Annotated in this window: 14 protein-coding genes and 1 tRNA gene; 3 read left to right on the forward strand and 12 right to left on the reverse strand. The window is 58.4% G+C overall.

Going from position 1 to position 17,874, the window contains the following annotated elements:
- Nucleotides 1–14: 14 nt before the first annotated feature.
- The 6 genes from pqqB to ACSQ87_RS03335 form a co-directional block, all read right to left on the reverse strand.
- Nucleotides 15–926: a pyrroloquinoline quinone biosynthesis protein PqqB gene (gene pqqB, locus ACSQ87_RS03310; protein ID WP_223431273.1), complete on the reverse strand. Its 912-nt coding sequence runs from the start codon at nt 924–926 to the stop codon at nt 15–17.
- A gap of 75 nt (nt 927–1,001) precedes the next feature.
- Entirely contained in the window at nt 1,002–1,076 is a 75-nt protein-coding gene (gene pqqA / locus ACSQ87_RS03315; protein WP_009045898.1) for a pyrroloquinoline quinone precursor peptide PqqA, read from the reverse strand.
- Nucleotides 1,077–1,231: 155 nt separating this feature from the next.
- Nucleotides 1,232–3,664 carry a pyrroloquinoline quinone biosynthesis protein PqqF gene (gene pqqF / locus ACSQ87_RS03320; protein ID WP_436273358.1) on the reverse strand — a complete coding sequence of 811 codons (2,433 nt, stop codon included), beginning with the start codon at nt 3,662–3,664 and terminating at the stop codon, nt 1,232–1,234.
- Nucleotides 3,665–3,712: 48 nt separating this feature from the next.
- Nucleotides 3,713–4,507: a carbon-nitrogen hydrolase family protein gene (locus ACSQ87_RS03325; protein ID WP_223431275.1), complete on the reverse strand. Its 795-nt coding sequence runs from the start codon at nt 4,505–4,507 to the stop codon at nt 3,713–3,715.
- 12 nt (nt 4,508–4,519) lie between these two features.
- Nucleotides 4,520–6,202 (reverse strand): flavin monoamine oxidase family protein, encoded by a 1,683-nt coding sequence (locus tag ACSQ87_RS03330; RefSeq protein WP_436273359.1) that lies wholly within the window; start codon nt 6,200–6,202, stop codon nt 4,520–4,522.
- A gap of 156 nt (nt 6,203–6,358) precedes the next feature.
- Nucleotides 6,359–6,820, reverse strand: a complete 462-nt coding sequence (locus tag ACSQ87_RS03335; RefSeq protein WP_007980298.1) for an Lrp/AsnC family transcriptional regulator — start codon at nt 6,818–6,820, stop codon at nt 6,359–6,361.
- A gap of 111 nt (nt 6,821–6,931) precedes the next feature.
- Between ACSQ87_RS03335 and ACSQ87_RS03340 the strand changes: the two genes are divergently transcribed.
- Nucleotides 6,932–7,588 (forward strand): peptidase M41, encoded by a 657-nt coding sequence (locus ACSQ87_RS03340; RefSeq protein ID WP_436273360.1) that lies wholly within the window; start codon nt 6,932–6,934, stop codon nt 7,586–7,588.
- Between the two features lie 54 nt (nt 7,589–7,642).
- On the opposite strand, the gene ACSQ87_RS03345 is transcribed toward ACSQ87_RS03340, so the two are convergent.
- Nucleotides 7,643–7,951 carry a DUF3077 domain-containing protein gene (locus tag ACSQ87_RS03345; RefSeq protein WP_436273361.1) on the reverse strand — a complete coding sequence of 103 codons (309 nt, stop codon included), beginning with the start codon at nt 7,949–7,951 and terminating at the stop codon, nt 7,643–7,645.
- Between the two features lie 492 nt (nt 7,952–8,443).
- Between ACSQ87_RS03345 and ACSQ87_RS03350 the strand changes: the two genes are divergently transcribed.
- Complete coding sequence (locus ACSQ87_RS03350; RefSeq protein WP_223431278.1) at nt 8,444–8,809, forward strand: type II toxin-antitoxin system RelE/ParE family toxin; 366 nt, start codon at nt 8,444–8,446, stop codon at nt 8,807–8,809.
- Entirely contained in the window at nt 8,802–9,107 is a 306-nt protein-coding gene (locus tag ACSQ87_RS03355; RefSeq protein ID WP_056741296.1) for a helix-turn-helix domain-containing protein, read from the forward strand. Before ACSQ87_RS03350 ends, ACSQ87_RS03355 begins: the two co-directional genes overlap by 8 nt.
- Nucleotides 9,108–9,187: 80 nt before the next feature.
- Here ACSQ87_RS03355 and ACSQ87_RS03360 read toward each other — a convergent pair.
- The 5 genes from ACSQ87_RS03360 to rpsU all read right to left on the reverse strand — a co-directional run bounded on the left by ACSQ87_RS03360 (nt 9,188) and on the right by rpsU (nt 17,728).
- Nucleotides 9,188–9,264: transfer RNA gene (locus ACSQ87_RS03360), tRNA-Ile, on the reverse strand.
- A 15-nt stretch (nt 9,265–9,279) separates the two neighbouring features.
- Entirely contained in the window at nt 9,280–13,026 is a 3,747-nt protein-coding gene (locus tag ACSQ87_RS03365) for an EAL domain-containing protein (protein ID WP_436273362.1), read from the reverse strand.
- 122 nt (nt 13,027–13,148) lie between these two features.
- Entirely contained in the window at nt 13,149–14,999 is a 1,851-nt protein-coding gene (gene rpoD / locus ACSQ87_RS03370) for an RNA polymerase sigma factor RpoD (RefSeq protein WP_223431280.1), read from the reverse strand.
- A 67-nt stretch (nt 15,000–15,066) separates the two neighbouring features.
- The gene (gene dnaG / locus ACSQ87_RS03375; protein WP_046045366.1) at nt 15,067–17,034 is read right to left on the reverse strand and encodes a DNA primase; all 1,968 of its coding nucleotides are present in this window, start codon (nt 17,032–17,034) and stop codon (nt 15,067–15,069) included.
- 478 nt (nt 17,035–17,512) lie between these two features.
- Nucleotides 17,513–17,728: a 30S ribosomal protein S21 gene (gene rpsU, locus ACSQ87_RS03380; RefSeq protein ID WP_002551877.1), complete on the reverse strand. Its 216-nt coding sequence runs from the start codon at nt 17,726–17,728 to the stop codon at nt 17,513–17,515.
- Between the last annotated feature and the right edge of the window lie 146 nt (nt 17,729–17,874).

The raw sequence follows: 17,874 nt of genomic DNA on the forward strand, positions 1-17,874 counted from the left end.
GAAGACGTCAGCCGCTACAGCACAATACTCATGCCGTCATAAGCCACTTCAACCTCACGCCGAGCCAGTTCTGCACGCTCTGGCGAATCCTCATCGAGAATCGGGTTGGTGTTGTTGATGTGGATAAGTACTTTGCGCTGGTTGGGCAGCTGTTCCAGCACTTCCAGCATGCCGCCGGCGCCGTTCTGCGCCAGGTGGCCCATTTCACGACCGGTGCGGGTGCCGACGCCACGGCGCTGCATTTCGTCGTCATCCCACATCGTGCCGTCCACCAGCAGGCAATCGCTACCGGCCATGATCTCCAGCAGCGGTGCGTCGACCTTGCCCAGGCCCGGGGCGTAGAACAGTTTGCCACCGGTGTTGATGTCTTCAACGATCAGGCCGATGTTGTCGCCAGGGTGCGGGTCGAAACGGTGCGGCGAATACGGCGGGGCGGCGCTGCGCAAGGGCAGAGGAGTGAAGCGCAGGTTCGGGCAGGCCGGGATGGTGAAGCTGCGGTCAAGCTCGATCTGGTTCCAGGTCAGCCCGCCGTTCCAGTGGGTCAGCATGGTGAACAGCGGGAAACCGGTGCTCAGGTCTTCGTGGACCATGTCGGTGCACCAGACATGGTGCGGGCAACCTTCGCGCAGACTGAGCAGGCCGGTGGTGTGGTCGATCTGGCTGTCCATCAGGATGATCGCGTTGATGCCGGTATCGCGCAGGGCCCGGCCCGGTTGCATCGGGGCGAAGCTCTGGAGCTGGGCGCGGATATCCGGCGAAGCGTTGCACAGCACCCAATTCACGCCGTTATCGGAAATTGCGATGGACGACTGAGTCCGAGCCTTGGCGTTCAGGCTGCCATCACGAAAACCGGCGCAGTTCACGCAGTTGCAGTTCCACTGGGGGAAACCACCGCCGGCGGCGGAACCTAGAATCTGGACAAACATGGCCGCTCCATCATTCGAAAACTGAAAATAAAAACGCCTCGGCGAGCCGAGGCGTTGCACTGCGCTACAAAAAGATTAGCGGCTTGCGAAGTACATGGTGACTTCAAAGCCGATACGCAGGTCGGTGTAAGCAGGTTTGGACCAGGACATAGGAGCGCTCCTTCAGGTGATGGGACAGTTGAGATCTATACATATAGTCCACCTCCAACCGGAGATGTTCAGATAGTTAGGTGGCTATGTTACTCAAAATTACAGGGCGATTGGCCGGGAATCTTTGAGAAAGCTAATTGCAGCACCGGTAATGATCATTTTGCCGCTTGCCAAGGCGAGGTCGGGCACGGTCCGCTGGCCAGACAGCGCCAACCGCCTTCGACCTGTTTCAATCGTTGTGCGGCGGCCAGTAACGTTTCACGGTCGATCATCAGAATCGTCTGAGGTAGAAGCTCCAGATAATCCGACGAGCGGCCGGCCAGTTTGCCCTGCCAGAGCAGTTCGGCGGCCTGCGCATTGGGCAGCGCCGCGCTAGTGAATTGATCGGCCAGTGCCTGGCGCTGGTCGATGAAGGTCTTGTCATTGATGTCGTCGATCATCCCGGCCAATCCGCTCAGGAAATGTTCGATATGTTCCAGTAGATCCAGAGGGGCGACGCTGGGTGATTGCACGCCGAACAGCAGCCCGGTCTGCCCATGGATCTGCCGCAGGGCGCTGAACACCGCATAACCGAGCTGCAGTTCTACCCGCAGGCGTTGGTAAAACGGCGTCTGGCAGACGTGAGCCAGCAAGCGCCAGGCGGCTTCGTCAGCGATGTCCGCGGTTGCCGTCGGGCAGAAGAGCAACAAGGCGTGTTCGCTGGATCCGGTGTCGACAGCGCTCCACAGACGCTGCGCGTTTATCGGGGCGGGCGGCGTCAGTTGATTGTCCGCAGTGCCGGGCGCACGACTCAAGGCAAGGCCCATCGCCGCTTGGGTCTGGGCGGACAGCCCGGTCGCCAGACCATCCCAGCGTGCGCTTGACCAAAGCTGAGCCAAGTCGTCCGAGTCAGCGGTGCGCTCAAGGCATTGATCAGGCAGCGCTTTTAGCAACTGTCGAATCGGCATCAACGCAACGCTCGGCAGCTCTTCTTGCGAGAAACTGGCATCAGGTGTTGTCAGTTCTTTCAGCGCATGTTCGAGGACGGTCGGCATCGGCTCCTGCAGTCCGGTCATTTTCAGCAGCCATTCATTGCCTGATGCGCTGAAGGAAAAATCGACACCTGCCTGACGAGCGTCTTCACGCAACGGCTGAAGGCGGTGTACCAGGCTTGCCTGAAGGTTGCTATGAGGTGCAGCGTCCAGACGCCAGCGCAGGTAAACGGCACCTTCGGCACTGTTATCGGGCAACGCCTGACTGAACTGCATGGGCGAACGTTCACGACGACCGCGTGAGCGATCCTGGGCAAAAGTCCGCAGGCCTCTGTGTTTGCTGGTCTGGCCGCGGATCAGTCCGGCACTCGGGGCCGCAGCCTCGGCGCGTAAAAACGGATTAGATGTTGGCAGTTGCCATTGGCCGGTGAAGTTATCCACAGCGCCGATTTGTTTCAGGACTTCCTTGAGGGCTGCAACGCCCGATTCGGATAACCCTGTTTCACGCTGCTCGCTGTCCAGTCGCGCCAGTTGCAGGGCGCCGCTGACTTGTTGCTGACGTTGCAGCAGGGCGGCGTATTCTTCGCGCAATCCGGTCCAGGGTTGCTGTGAGGCAAAGAATCCAAGCCAATCCAGTAGCCGTTCGCGGATCCCGTTGGGCGTCGTGTTGGCAGGCAACGTGAACTCGATGTGCAACAAAGCCTGGCCGGCGAATTGATACAGTGGCGCAGCTTTCAGGCTGTCAGTCAGCCCGCACTCGCGCAATTGCGCCAGCAGGCCACCGGGTTTCGCGGCGTTCAGCCAATGACACAGGAACGCCAGCGCCTCAGGCGATGAATCGGGCAACGCGTCGAAGGCAAACAGCAGATCCAGTCGACGCGCTCCAGCCTGTTGATAACTTTTGTCCGAAGAGTCCATCAGCGATGCAGGCGCTTGTTGCGGGACTTTTTCCCCTATGGGAATAGCAGCGCTAAAGCTCTGAGCCATCGCCCTCAACTCATCGAGACTCTGCGGCCCAGCCAAGCACAAGGTCATTTGCCCGGTCTGATAAAACCGCTGATAGAAACCCTGCAAGGCTTGCTGAAATTCAGGTTGCGGCACCGGCAGGCTGTAGCGGTTGCCGGCATGAAACGCCCGCAGTGGATGCGCGGCTGAAAGACCATCGAACAGCGCGAATTGCTGCTGAGCGGTCGTATCCCGAGACCAGGCGACAAATTCTGCGTGCAGCACTTCCCGTTCCCGCCGCTGATCGTCCGGATTCATACGTGGATGAGTGAGCATGTCCGACAGGCGCTCCAGTCCCCCGGCAAACGCTTGAGGCGGTAACTCGAAAAAGTAGTCCGTGGTGCGTTCGCTGGTCCGCGCATTCACCTGACCGCCATGGCCTAGGACGTAGGCCATCAGTGCTTGACTCGCAGGAAAACGCTCTGTACCGAGAAACAGCAGGTGTTCGAGAAAGTGCGCCAGTCCGGGCCAGGCCAGCGGCACGTCATGGCTGCCCGCCGCGACGCGCAACGCAGCAGCACTGCGCTTCAAATCGGGAACATGACGCAGCGTCACCCGCAGACCGTTGGCCAGGGTTTCAGTGTGAAGGTGGGGGTGATTCAGCGCAGGCATGAGCACTTCCAGAGCAGAGAAGCGCTAATGCTAGCGGATTAGGGGTGATCAGCGCTTGTTCAGCTCGCCATAAAGCTCGGGACGGCGATCGAGGAAGTAGCGATTGGCGGCGCGGGAATCGACCATCAACTGACGATCCAGCTCGCCGACAATCAGCGCTTCATCAAGACCCGCCTGGGCGATGCGATTGCCATCCGGCGCGGCAATGCTGCTCTGGCCGCAATACTGGATCTCGCCTTCGTTACCGCAATAGTTGGCGTAAGCCACATAGCACTGGTTTTCGAAAGCCCGGGCGCGGACAGTGACGTCGGCAATGAAGTCGTAAGGAATCATATTCGCCGTCGGCACCAGAATCAGCTCGGCGCCGGCCAGGGCCAGGCGTCGGGCATTTTCCGGGAACTCCAGGTCGTAGCAGATCAGGAAGCCGAGCTTCCAGCCATTGAATTCAACCAGCGGAAACTCATCCGGCCCGGCGCTGAACATCGAGTGATCGAGGTCACCGAACAGGTGAGTCTTGCGGTAGTTGCACAGGCGCTCGCCATTGGCGTCGATCAACTGCACGGCGTTGTAGATCTGTCCGTCCTCGGTGCGCTCGGGATAGCCATACAAAATGGCGATCCCGGCCGTCTTGGCGATGCGCGCGATCTGCTGCGCCGACTCACCGTTGTGCACCTCCGCCAGCACGCTGACCGCGTCGAGGCCGATGTTGTAACCGGTCAAAAACATCTCCGGCAGCACCAGCAAATCCGCACCCTTGGCTTCCAGCGCCAATTGATGCAGGCGTTGCAGATTGCCGGCGACATCCAGGGGCAGCGGTGGACATTGGTAAAGGGCTACGCGCATTTCGGATTCCTCTTACTCGGGCAGGGCGATCGGGCCGATCTCGTTGAACACATCTCCTGGACCCGGGTTCTCGGCGTGAGTTTCACCGCCGAAGTGTTTCATGATGCCCCACACCGCATTGAGCGAGGTCTGCACCGCGCCTTCGACCCACGCCGGCGTCCACGAAACATCGTCGCCGGCGATGAAAATCCCGCGCTGCTCGGTTGGCATGTCGGCCTGCATGAAGTGCGCGTACATGCGCTGGTTGTAGCGGTAATGGCCGGGCAGGGCACCCTTGAAAGCACCGAGGAAATGCGGGTCGGCTTCCCAGGACACGGTGATCGGATCGCCAATGATCCGTGCCGCGATGTCGACTTTCGGATAGATCTTCTTCAACGCATCCAGCGCCAGTTTCACGCGTTTTTCCACGGGTTGCGGAAGCATTTTCAGCGCGTCGCTCATCCACGAGTACGACAGGCAAATCACGCCCGGCTTGTCGTCGCCGTTGTCGAACAGGTAGGTGCCACGGGTCAGGCGATCGGTGAGGGTCATGCTCATCAAGTCGCGGCCGGTTTCCGGGTCCTTGTCCTTCCAGAATGGCCGGTCGACCATCACGAAAGTTTTCGACGATTGCATGTAGCGCGTACGGTCGAGGGCCATCCACATCTTTTGCGAGAACAGGGTTTCGTCGCATTCGATCTGGGTGGTCAGCAGCCAGCTCTGGCACGTGGTCAGCACTGCTGCATATTCGCGGGTGTCACCCCAGTTGTCGGTGACGGCAAAGCGCCCGTCTGCCGCGTGGGCAATTTTTTTCACGCCGGTACGCGGTGCGCCGTTGTGCAGGGAGCTGAGGCTGGTGCCTTCCGGCCAGTGCACGCAACGTTCCGGCACATGACGCCAGATCCCCAACGGTACTTGTTCCACGCCACCGACCACCAAGTGCTGGTGATCGTCGCAGTTGGTCATGACCACGCGGAAGATTTCCAGCATCGAATTCGGGAAGTCCGAGTCCCAGCCGCCGGTACCGAAACCGACCTGACCAAACACTTCGCGGTGATGGAACGAGAGCTTGGCGAAAGCTTTGGAAGTGGCAACGAAGTCATAGAACGTGCGGTCGTCCCACAGCGGGACGAGGGTGTTCCATAGTTCTTTGAGGCGCGGTACATCGCGGTCGCGGATTGCTTGCTGGATATCCGAGAACTGTGAACCGGCTTCCAGCGCATCGGCCCAGGCGTCGGCGACTTCCTGGAACAGTGCAGGAAGATCCGCCAGCTTCTGTGCGTAATGGGTTTGACCTTCGAGGTCGATCACCGTGCTGCCCGAGGCAGGTGTCAGCGGGTTCGGGAAAGGTTTGGTTTCGAGGCCGAGCTTGTCGACGTAGTGATAAAACGCGGTGGACGACACCGGGAAACGCATGCCGCCGAGCTCGGCAATGATGCCTTCGGCGCCATTGAACGCCTGCGAGCGCAGACGACCGCCCATTTTCGAGGCTTCGTAGACGACGGGTTTCAGGCCCAGTTTCATTAATTCGTACGCGGCCACCAGACCTGCGATGCCAGCACCGACGATCGCGACTTCGGCGCCATGGTTGTGCGCAGGGATGCTGCCCAGACCGGCCGGGTGCTCAATCCAGTCGTCGAAGGCGAAGGGAAAGTCCGGACCGAAAATGGTGACTGGTTTTTTACCGTCTGCAGGATGGCGATTGTTCTTGTTCATGGCTGACCTTGCTGGCGACCGGACGCGGTATACGCGTCTGAGTATAGGAAAAGATGGCAGCCATTCTAGAGAGCGTAGAACACGTTAATAAGACGCAATGTGTCGTCGTTTTGCTTGTTTATGCTGCAATTTGACGAGTGTGACGAACAGATTGGATTAAACCGGTTGGCCCCGATCAATCTTGCTGCTGAGAATGATCGAGGTCGTGGTCTTCTCCACCCCATCCACACTGCCGATCTGATCCAGCAACTGATCCAGCTGCTCAGGTGAATCGGTGCGCAACCACGCCACGTAATCAAATTCGCCACTGACTGCACACAATTGCTGCACCTGAGCCATCGCGCTGAGACGTCGCAAAACTTCCTTACCCGAGCGCGGTTGCACCGTGATCCCGACGTACGCCTGCAAGCCGCCATCCACGACACGTTGACCCAAACGCACGCCGTAACCGGTGATCACCTTGGCTTTTTCCAGCCGGGCCAGGCGCGAAGTCACGGTGGTGCGAGCGATGCCCAATTGTCGCGCGAGCATGGCCACGCTTTCGCGGGCATTGATCTGCAGGGCTGCAATCAACTGGCGGTCGATTTCGTCAAGAACGGGCGGGCGGGTGTCAGGCAAGGGTCGTCTCCAGCGGTACAGATCAATGGGCGAGCATGTTACATAGGATGGACGCCAAAAGTAGCTCATAGTCGAATGAGCAATTGAGGGCAGTGACGCGAGGCGATGGAAATGACGAACAAGATGCCTCCCGTAATACGGGATCATGCATTGCAGATAGCGCATCACGAAATGGGGCACTACGTCGTGGCCCGCGCCTTGGGGTTCGCAACGGGCGGTGTGACCCTGACAGTCACCATGGACTTGAGGCATCAAGGAGGAGCTTCCATCACCTTGACGCGGCCAATTCCGTCGATAGAAGCCATGAAGGAGTATCTGGAAGCGCGGATGATGGTCCTCTTCGCTGGCGCCATGGGGCAGACATTATCTTCAAAACATTTGCCCAGGAGGCGTGTCGATAAGTCGGAAGCGGCCGCCATCCTCAAGGGCGGGCTGGGGGCGGAACAGGATTACGCAAAAGTAAGGGAGTTGCGGCATTTGCTGCGCAATATCGCCTACCCCGGTACGGATCCCGCGTCGTCCGACCGCGTAACGACTGAGCTTAAAGAAATTACCGATCGTGTTTGGCTGCGGACTGAGAAAATCGTCGAGGCGTTGGCTGATACGGTTAGTGGATTGGCGCGGGCGCTGGTGGACGGCATGGTCATCGTGGAGCAGTGGGGCAGGGCAGCGGATACGTATGAGGTTGTGATGACGAAGGAAATGCTGGAGCGGCTGGGGCCGGTGCAGGCTATTCCATCGATAGCGGTGGCTTCTACCGATACGTAAGTGAGCATTGAAAGCCCCGAAGACTCGGGGCTCATCTCGTAGAACTGTCGGGCGCTACGCTTTGGATTTCGTTGCTGTCGGAACTGGTTTTCGTGTCAGCACTTTCACCACATCATCGATCACCGCTTTACTCATCGCCGTCAGGTAGTGCGCGGCCCAGGTGTGGCGGTCGGTGTCTTTTGCGTAGGCGGCGTCAACGGCGAACGCCTTGGCGAGGAACAGCAGATCGGAAGCCTGAGCCAACGCATTGCTGATCGGGACGCCGGCGCGGACGTTGAACAGCGCTTGATTCGAGCAAAAAATCAACGGGGTGAAGCCGATGGTTTTCAGTTCTGAAGGTTCGGACGGGTTTGTTTTGCTCATGGTCTAGCTCCTAAGCTTGATGAGCTGCCACGTTCGTTTCCAAGCGAATGGGTGGCAGCTGTGCGCAGGTTGGAAACCGGGAGCTTAGGAAACCGGCACGTCCGAAGACGTCCCACGCACAGCCGCCATGACACAGGGTTGCAGCCGTAAAACGTCTGCGGTCATGTTGGGCGCGTTGTTGCGATTCGCTCGTCGGGTTTCCAAGCCCGATCGCTGAATGGTCAGCGACGTCCGGAGAGTATCCCGTCAAAGAAAAGCCCAACAAGGCGGCAAAGTGCCCCAAATGCAAGTTTCGGAGTTTGCCTACAAGGTCTGCGGGCGTCATCCGATATTTCGACACCTTAAGTAAACACAACTAAACGCCAGGCACCGAACACCCCGATCCAACCAGAAACCACTGTTAACAATTTCATTGGCAACCAAGGCGGCCGCACGGCCGTTAAAGCCTAGAGTTATTCCCTTGAGATCATATTCCTTGGGTGGCATATTGGTATGGGCTGGGAAATTGAATACACCGATGAATTTGAAGGTTGGTGGGAGGGGTTGGATGCAAAGGAGCAAGCCTCGGTTTCAGCCAGCGTCGATCTGCTGGGGTTTTTCGGGCCGGGTCTGCGTTACCCGCATAGCAGCGATATTAAAGGCTCACGACTGGGCAATCTCCGAGAGTTGCGGGTCCAGCATGCGGGTCGGCCTTATCGTGTGCTCTATGCGTTTGATCCACGCCGATGCGCGTTACTTTTAATCGGAGGGGACAAAACCGGTCGAAACCGTTGGTATGACGAGCATGTCCCACAGGCGGAAATATTGTACGACGACCATTTGGAAACATTGCGTAAAGAGGGCCGCAACGATGGCTAAAAAATTTGCTGAACTTCAAGCTCGCATGACGCCGGAGTCTCGCGCTAACGCAGAGCGGTTGTTCCAGCAGCACCTGAAAGAAATGCCTCTGCACGAGCTGCGTAAGGCCCAGGAGCTGAGTCAGGAAACGCTGGCCAAGACGTTGCACGTCAACCAGGCAGCGATCTCCAGAATGGAGCGGCGAACAGACATGTACATCAGCACCTTGCGAAACTACATCCGCGCCATGGGCGGCGAACTGGAAATTATCGCGACCTTTCCTGAGGGCCAGGTCAGAATCGAGAATTTCGCCAACTGAGTGATGTTTCGGCAGGCGCTCGTCGCGATTGAGTATTCCAACAGACACGAAAAAGCCGCGCATTGCGCGGCTTTCTTGTTTGGTGGGCCCAGTAGGACTCGAACCTACGACCAAGGGATTATGAGTCCCCTGCTCTAACCAACTGAGCTATAGGCCCTCAGTAGGTCGCGGATTATAGCGACGGTTTCTCGGCTGTGCTATCCGAAAAGTCTGAAATGGCTATACGAAGAAACGTCGCGGCAAATTCTTCCGGTGGCAAGGGCAGGCTGACGATGTAGCCCTGGATCTGTTCACAGCCTTCGGCCGCGAGGAATTGCTGCTGTGCGAGGGTTTCCACGCCCTCGGCAATGATGGTGAATTGCATGCTGCGGCCCAAGGCGATAATGGCGCGAACGATGGCTGCGTCATGGGGATCGTCCGGCAAGCCGCGGACGAAAGACTGGTCGATCTTGAGAATGTCCAACGGCAGACGTTTGAGGTAACTCAGGGACGAATAACCGGTGCCGAAGTCGTCGATCGCCAGTTGCACGCCCAGGTGTTTGAGTTGATGCAGCACTGCCAGCGCCTCTTCGGCCTGGCTCATGATGAAGTTTTCAGTAATTTCCAGTTGCAGGAAACCGGGTTTGAGGCGGTTGTCCTTGAGCAATTGTTCGATCCGGCCGAGCAGGTTCGGCTGGCGTAATTGAGCGCCCGCGAGGTTGACCGACAGCGGGCCGACGGGTTCGTAAACCTGATGCCACTCGAACATCTGCTGGCAGGCGGTTTCGAGAACCCAATCGCCGATTTGCAGGATCATGCCGTTTTCTTCGGCCAGCGGAATGAAGTGCTCCGGCGGCACATCGCCGAAGGTCGGGTGGCGCCAGCGAATGAGCGCTTCTGCACCGACCAGGCGATGGTCGACCAGGCTGATCTTCGGTTGATAATGGAGGTGCAGTTCGTTGCGCTCGATTGCGCGTCGCAGTTCATGTTCCAGTGCCACTCGCTCGCTGGCTTGAGCGGTGAGGTCGCGGGTGTAGCTTTCGACCCGGTTGCGACCCTTGGCCTTGGAGCGGTACATCGCCGCATCGGCGTTCTTTACCAGCGTGGCGACGTCGCAGCCATCCTTGGGGTACAGGCTGGTGCCGATACTGGCGCTGATAAAAAACTCATGTTCGCCAGCCTGGAACGGTGCGCCGAAGCAATTGAGCAATTTGGTCGCGATGTTGTCGGCGTCACTGGATTGCTGCAGCCCGGGCAGCAAGATGATGAATTCGTCGCCGCCCAGGCGCGCCACGGTGTCGATGTCGCGCAGCTGCTCCTTGAGGCGCACGGCAATGCCCTTGAGCAGCAAGTCGCCGACCGGGTGACCCAGGCTGTCGTTGATATGTTTGAAACGGTCCAGGTCCAGGAACAGCACCGCGCCCTGGCCGCCGTTTTCCTGTTGGTTGTTGAGCGCAGTCAGCAATCGGCTCTCGAATAGCGTGCGATTCGGCAGACCGGTCAGCGGGTCGTGGTGTGCCTGGTAATCGAGCTTGGCCTGGGCGTGTTTGAGGCTGGAAATGTCCGCGAATACTGCGACAAAGTGGGTGACGAATTTGTCTCGGTTGCGCACCGCACTGATGGTCAGCCAGCTCGGATAGAGCTCGCCATTCTTGCGCCGGTTGGAAATTTCGCCCTGCCAATGACCTTCGGCAGTCAGTTGATGCCACATGGCGGCATAAAACGCGCTGTCGTGCAGGCCCGAGGCGAGCAGGCGAGGGGTGTGGCCCAATGCTTCGCTCTCGTTGTAGCCGGTGATTTCGGTAAACGCACGGTTGACCGCGCTGATGTGCTGTTGAGTGTCGGTGATCAATACACCTTCGGCGGTGCTCTCGAATACCGTGGCGGCCTGTTGCAGTTTCTCCTGCATCAGGTGTCGCTCGGTGATGTCCCGGGCGATGGTCAGCATGCAATCTTCATCGCCGATCGGTAGCGGACGGCTGGACACCTCGCAGAGGCGAATCTGCCCGTCGCTGCGGCGTATATGGCAACTGAAGTCGCGGACGAAACCGTCCCGGTGCAGCAGGTCGAGCATCTGTTTGCGTTCGTTGAGATTGACCCAGATTCCCAGCTCGAGGACGGAGCGATCCACGGACATCGCGCTGTTGAAACCGGTAATGCGACTGAAACCCTCGTTGACCTCAATCAGTAAACCGTCGCTCTGCCGGGACAATAGCAAGCCGTCGGGTGATGCATGGAAGGCCTTGGCGAATTTCTCTTCGGAGGTTTGCAGCTGTTTCTGGGTTTCCTTGAGCTGGCTGATGTCCCGTACGACCACTACCAGCGCAGGGGTTGTATCGAGGTCGAACGGTTCAGCGGAGATCAGGCCGGTAAACACTTGGCCATTGTTGCGGCGAAAGGGCATCTCCAGGTTACGGATGCTGCCGGCCTGCAACCGTTGCAACAAACCCGGCCCGACGCCGGGTATGCCCCAGATGTTCAGGTCGGTGGCCGTCTGGCCGATGACGTCTTCGGCCTTGAGGCCGATCTGTTCTTCGAACGCTTCGTTGACCTCCAGCAGGCAGCCGTCGGAGAGTCGCGCGATGACCAGAATGTCCGGGCATTGCTGGAACACCGAGGCGAACTTCTGTTCCGACAGGCGCAACGCCTCTTCGGTGCGCTTGGCTTCGCTGATGTCGATCATCAGCCCGCGCATCACCGGTTCATGACCGTGTTCGATCAGGCTGACGATATCGCGCACCCAAATGCAGCGGCCATCGGCGGTGATGACCCGGTAATCGAGGCTGTGATCGCGCCCGGCCAATACTTCGTGATCGCAGAAGGTCTGGGCGCGGGTCAGGTCGGCCGGGTGGATAATGTTGCGCCAGAAGCCCGGAATCAGCCAATGAGACAAGGGGTAGCCGAGCAGATCCTCGGCATGGGGCGACACATAGCTGTAGGTGAAATCGCTGATCTGCGCCTCCCAGGCGATGGCCGAAAGGCTCTCCACCAGCCCGCGGTAATGGTATTCGCTGCTGCGCAGTTCTTGTTCCAGGTCGACCCGGCGGGCAATTTCTGAACTCAACCGGCGGTTGATCCGGATAACCATCGCCAGCACGATGATCAGCAGCAGCAAACCTGGCAGACCGTAAACCAGCAGATCGTTCCAGAATGTCCGATGATCGAGGACGTTGCCGACCCAGTGCTCCTGAATCTCATTGATTTCGTTCGGGGTCATGTCCGCCAGGACTTTATCCAGAATGCCGACCAGTATCTTGTTGTCCCGGGGCACACCCATCGCCAATTGATAGCGATAGGGGGTTTCGCCGCTGACATAGAGCCCGTCGAGCTTGAGCTGACGCAGGCTCCAGACGCTGGAGGCGAGATCGCCGACCACCGCATCCACTTCATCGGTAGCCAGCGCCTGCAGCGCTGAGCTGACGTTAGGCATCGCCACCAGATTGAGGTCGGGATTGTGGGTGCGCAACAGCTCGTGGGGTGCGTAGTTCTCCACCACGGCGACTTTCAGCCCGTACAAGTCTTTGAGTTTGCGTGGCTGGGGGCCTCCGACATGGGCAAGGATGACAATCGGAAAGTCCAGGTAGGGGCGGGTGAATGAGAGGTAAGTCTGGCGCTCCGGGGTCGACATTATGCCGGGCAACAGGTCCAGCCTGGCTTTTTTGGCTTGCTCCAGGACGACGGTCCAGCTGACGGGCTCGATGGGCGTGAGCTTGATGGCCAGGCGTTGACGGATGAGGTCGATATAGTCTGCTGCAAGGCCCTGATAACGGCCCTGATCGTCGCGAAACTCGAAGGGTGGCCATGACGCATCGACACCCAGACGCAAGTCCGGGTGAGCCGCCAGCCAGCTACGTTCTTCGTCGGTCAGAGTCAGCGCGCCAGCCGTTGCGGTCCAGGTCAATAGCGACAGCAAAAAAAGCACGGTCGGCAGTCTGGGCATAACGGTCTCGTTATGGCTCGGGGAATGTTTCGAGTGTAGACGGGCAATTCGGAGGGGGGGAGGTGCGGGGGATTTAATCTGTATAAAAGCAAAACCCCCGGCCTGGGCCGGGGGTTTTGTTATTACTCGTCGAGGAAGGAGCGCAAATGCTCGCTTCTCGTCGGGTGGCGCAGCTTGCGCAGCGCCTTGGCTTCGATCTGACGAATCCGTTCACGGGTCACGTCGAACTGCTTACCAACCTCCTCGAGGGTGTGGTCGGTATTCATGTCGATACCGAAGCGCATGCGTAGAACCTTGGCTTCACGGGCAGTGAGGCCGGACAGAACTTCGCGAGTCGCTTCTTTAAGGCTCTCAACAGTGGCGACATCGATTGGCGACTGCATGGTCGAGTCTTCGATGAAGTCACCCAGATGGGAGTCTTCGTCATCACCGATCGGGGTTTCCATGGAGATCGGCTCTTTAGCGATCTTCAATACCTTGCGGATTTTGTCCTCAGGCATTTCCATGCGTTCTCCCAGCTCTTCCGGGGTCGGTTCGCGACCCATTTCCTGCAACATCTGGCGGGAAATGCGGTTGAGCTTGTTGATCGTCTCGATCATGTGCACCGGAATACGGATGGTGCGGGCCTGGTCGGCGATCGAGCGAGTGATCGCCTGACGGATCCACCAGGTGGCATAAGTCGAGAACTTGTAGCCGCGGCGGTATTCGAACTTGTCTACCGCTTTCATCAAACCGATGTTGCCTTCCTGGATCAGATCGAGGAATTGCAGACCACGGTTGGTGTACTTCTTGGCGATGGAGATCACCAGACGCAAGTTCGCTTCTACCATCTCTTTCTTCGCGCGGCGGGCCTTGGCCTCACCGATCGACATGCGACGGTTGATGTCCTTGATCTCGGCGATCGTCAAACCGGTTTCGGTTTGCAGCGCGGTCAGCTTCTGCTGGCAACGAATGATGTCCGGTTGCAGGCGACCAATGGCTTCAGCGTATTTGCTTTTGCCTTTGGCCAGTGCGTCGGACCAGCTTTCGTCAACTTCGTTGCCCGGGAACTGGCGCAGGAAGTCGGCACGCGGCATGCGGGCATCACGAACGCAAAGTTGCATGATCGCGCGCTCTTGCTGACGCAGGCGATCCAGGGCACTGCGAACACGCTCGACCAGGCCTTCGAATTGCTTCGGAACCAGTTTGATCGGCATGAACAGCTCAGCCAGAAGCACCAGCTCGGCAATTGCCAGCTTGTTGCTACGACCGTGCTTTTTCAGCGCCTTGCGGGTGATTTCCATCTGATCGGAGACAGCGCCAAAGCGTTGAGCTGCGATGACCGGATCCGGACCGCTTTCGGCTTCTTCTTCGTCGTCGGTGCTGGCTTCAGCGTCGTCGTCGTCGGTGTCGTCGTCCGCTTTCACGGCTTTCGGGTCGACAGGCGGCGGCACTTCTGCAGCAGGCGGCGCAATGCCGTCGTCCGGGTCGATATAACCGCTCAGGACGTCGGACAGGCGGCCACCTTCGGTGGTGACGCGAGTGTATTCGGACAGAATGTGGTCAACCGTGCCAGGGAAGTGCGCAATTGCGCCCATCACTTCGCGGATGCCCTCTTCAATACGCTTGGCGATTTCAATTTCGCCTTCACGTGTGAGGAGCTCTACCGTACCCATTTCACGCATGTACATGCGCACTGGGTCGGTGGTGCGACCAATGTCGGTCTCGACCGCTGCCAACGCTGCTGCTGCCTCTTCGGCCGCGGCTTCGTCGGTATCGGCGTCGGCCAGCATAAGGGAATCCTTATCTGGCGCAACCTCGAATACGTTGATCCCCATGTCATTGATCATGCGGATGATGTCTTCCACCTGTTCCGGATCTGAAATATCCTCCGGCAGGTGGTCGTTGACCTCCGCGTAAGTCAGGTAACCCTGCTCACGACCAAGTGTGATCAACTCTTTGATACGAGACTGCTGTTGCGCTTTTCCGGACATAACACCCTATCCACTGAAGGTCTTGGCGGGCAAAAAACAAGCCGAGGATTATACCTGAGCTATGACCTCACGCGCCAGTTGAGGTCGGGCTTGTTGCGGAAACATTGCGACTTAATAGGTCGCGCAGTTGATTTTTCTCTTCGGTACTCAGTTCACTTTGACGTGCTTTTCTGAGAAGTTGTTCCAGGTTTCGCTCGCGTTGGCGGGCTGACAAGCTAGTAATGGTGTCGAAAAACTGTTGTTCAAGGTTATCTCCGTCAATCAGCCATTCCTTTTCCGCCAGCGCCTTGAGCAAACGTCCTTGCTCCGTACCGTGCCAGCGTGCAATCAACTGAAATGAGTTTAGCTTGGGATTCTTCTGTACGGCTTCGAGAAGGGCCACCAGTAATTGCGTGTTGGTGTGATCCTCGGCAGCAAAGTGCCCGGCATCCTCGACTTTCTCGGCCAATTGCGGGTGATGCAATAGCGTACGCAAGGCGGCCAGGGTCGGCGGCTCTACAGCGGCCGGCACCCGTGGCGCGCGGGGTTGATCGTGATCACCACCGCGTTTGCCGTTTTTGTCCCACGGTTTTTTGTCCCATTTTTTGCCGCCTGCGCCGGGTTTCTTCGGCGTCCATTCCTGCTGCGGCACATACATCTCTTGCGCCTGCGGCTGATGGTAGTCGCTGTAATCCGGCATGGCGTCGTAGTCGATGCCTGGATCGTAAGCCGGTGGGGCTTCTTGAGGCGCGCTTTGCACCAGTTGGCTCACGGCTTCACCGCTAAGCCCGGTAATTTCGGTCAGGCGCTGACGCATCAGGATGCGCAGGTTCGCCCCCGGGACTTTGTCGATCAGCGGCGCGGCGAGGGTGGCCATGTGGGCCTTGCCTTCGAGCGAGCGTGGGTCCGATTCTTCGGTCAGCTGTTGAAAAAAATAATCCGCTAGTGGTTGGGCGTGCTGGTTGATCCGTGCACGGAAGGCATCAGTGCCTTCGGAGCGGACCAGCGTGTCCGGGTCTTCGCCTTCAGGGAGGAACAGAAAGCGTGCGCGCCGCCCGTCCTGCAGGCTCGGCAGCGCTGCCTCCAATGCCCGCCAGGCGGCATTTCGACCTGCCTGATCTCCGTCGAAACAGAACAGCACGTTGGGCACGACGCGAAACAGGCGCTTCAAGTGCTCTTCGCTGGTGGCGGTACCCAGGGTCGCGACAGCATTGCGCAGGCCTTGCTGGGCGAGGGCGATAACATCCATGTAGCCTTCGACGACGATGATTTCGTCGAGGTTGCGGTTGTTCTTGCGTGCTTCATAAAGGCCGTAGAGTTCCTGGCCCTTATGGAATACCGGGGTTTCCGGTGAGTTCAGGTATTTCGGCTTGTCGTCGCCCAATACCCGGCCACCGAAAGCGATGATTCGCCCGCGACTGTCGCGGATCGGGAACATCACGCGATCGCGGAAGCGGTCATAGCGTTTGCCGGTTTCGGCGTTCTCGATCAGCAGGCCGGCATCGATCATGGCTTTCTGTTGCAGGGTGTCGCTGCTCAAGTGCTTGAACAGGTTGTCCCAGCCGGGCGGGGCAAAGCCGAGGCCGAAGTCTCGGGCGATTTCGCCGGTCAGTCCGCGACCTTTCAAATAATCCACAGCCGCTTTCCGCGATGGATGGCTTTTCAGTGCCTGGCGGTAAAAATCGGCAGCCGCAGTGAGCAGCGGGTAAAGCGGCGAATCGGTCGGCTGTCGCGGTTTGTGCGGCCGTCCGCTTTCTTCGCGGGGGATTTCCATGCCAGCGGCTTTGGCCAGTTCTTCGACAGCCTGGACGAAATCCAGATTGTCGTGGTCCATCATGAAGCCGAGGGCGTTGCCGCCAGCGCCGCAGCCAAAGCAATAATAGAACTGCTTGTCGGGGCTGACGCTGAAGGAAGGGGTTTTCTCTTTGTGAAACGGGCAGCAGGCGGTGTAATTCTTGCCGGCCTTTTTCATTTGCAGGCGCGAGCTGACCACATCGACGATGTCGGTGCGGTTCAGAAGGTCGTCAATGAAGCTCTGGGGAATTAGCCCGGCCATGGCGTTCTCGTCATCTGCGCTGCAATGAATCCGAAACGAAGAGCGGCTGAGCGCGGGTCGTTGTTTGAGGCGCGCAAAATGTGCGGCTCGACCAGTGTCGTCTGCGTAATCGCTGTCGGGAAGTGTATCTGCCGAAAATCCACTGACGTTAGTACCAATCAGTATTCGACTGAAAGTGTTGCGCTGAAATCCGCTGCGGCCTGTCGATGGCCTCGGATAGCTCATAAGCTGGCACGCAAGAAGGTGCCTTGGGCTGATCGTCGTGAGAGGAATCAGTGGGTGTGCTCGTCAGTAGCCTTGGAAGGCTCGTCAGAAAAGACGTGCACCGCTGGCAAAAGAGCCAGGTCTGACGCTGTGAAGCAGATTTGTCTCGGTCGCGTCTGCGGCTTTGACGGTGAAGCATCAAGCGTTTTCCGCAAATGCCATTAGCCCGGCTGAGGGCCGGGCTTGGCAGAAGCTTGCTACGGACGTCTGTGTATTAGTACAGACGAACGGCGCGGCGCTGTTCGCGCTGAACTTTCTTGGCGTGACGCTTAACAGCGGCTGCTGCTTTGCGCTTACGCTCAGAAGTAGGCTTCTCGTAGAATTCGCGGCTACGAACTTCAGCCAGTACACCGGCTTTTTCGCAGGAGCGCTTGAAACGACGCAGAGCTACGTCGAAGGGTTCGTTCTCTTTTACTTTGACGGCTGGCATCCAGAGCTACCTTCATTCATTACCGGGGTCAACATCCTCGTGGCAAAAGAGCACTTGAAGACGTCGGTTTTTAAGGGTTGCGGATGTTAACCCCTCATCGCTCGGAATGCAAAGCCTCTGATCGAAAACCGCTGGTCGGGGCATCA

The organism is Pseudomonas sp. LjRoot277, assembly GCF_964253845.1.
In the GTDB taxonomy this organism is placed as follows: Bacteria; Pseudomonadota; Gammaproteobacteria; order Pseudomonadales; family Pseudomonadaceae; genus Aquipseudomonas.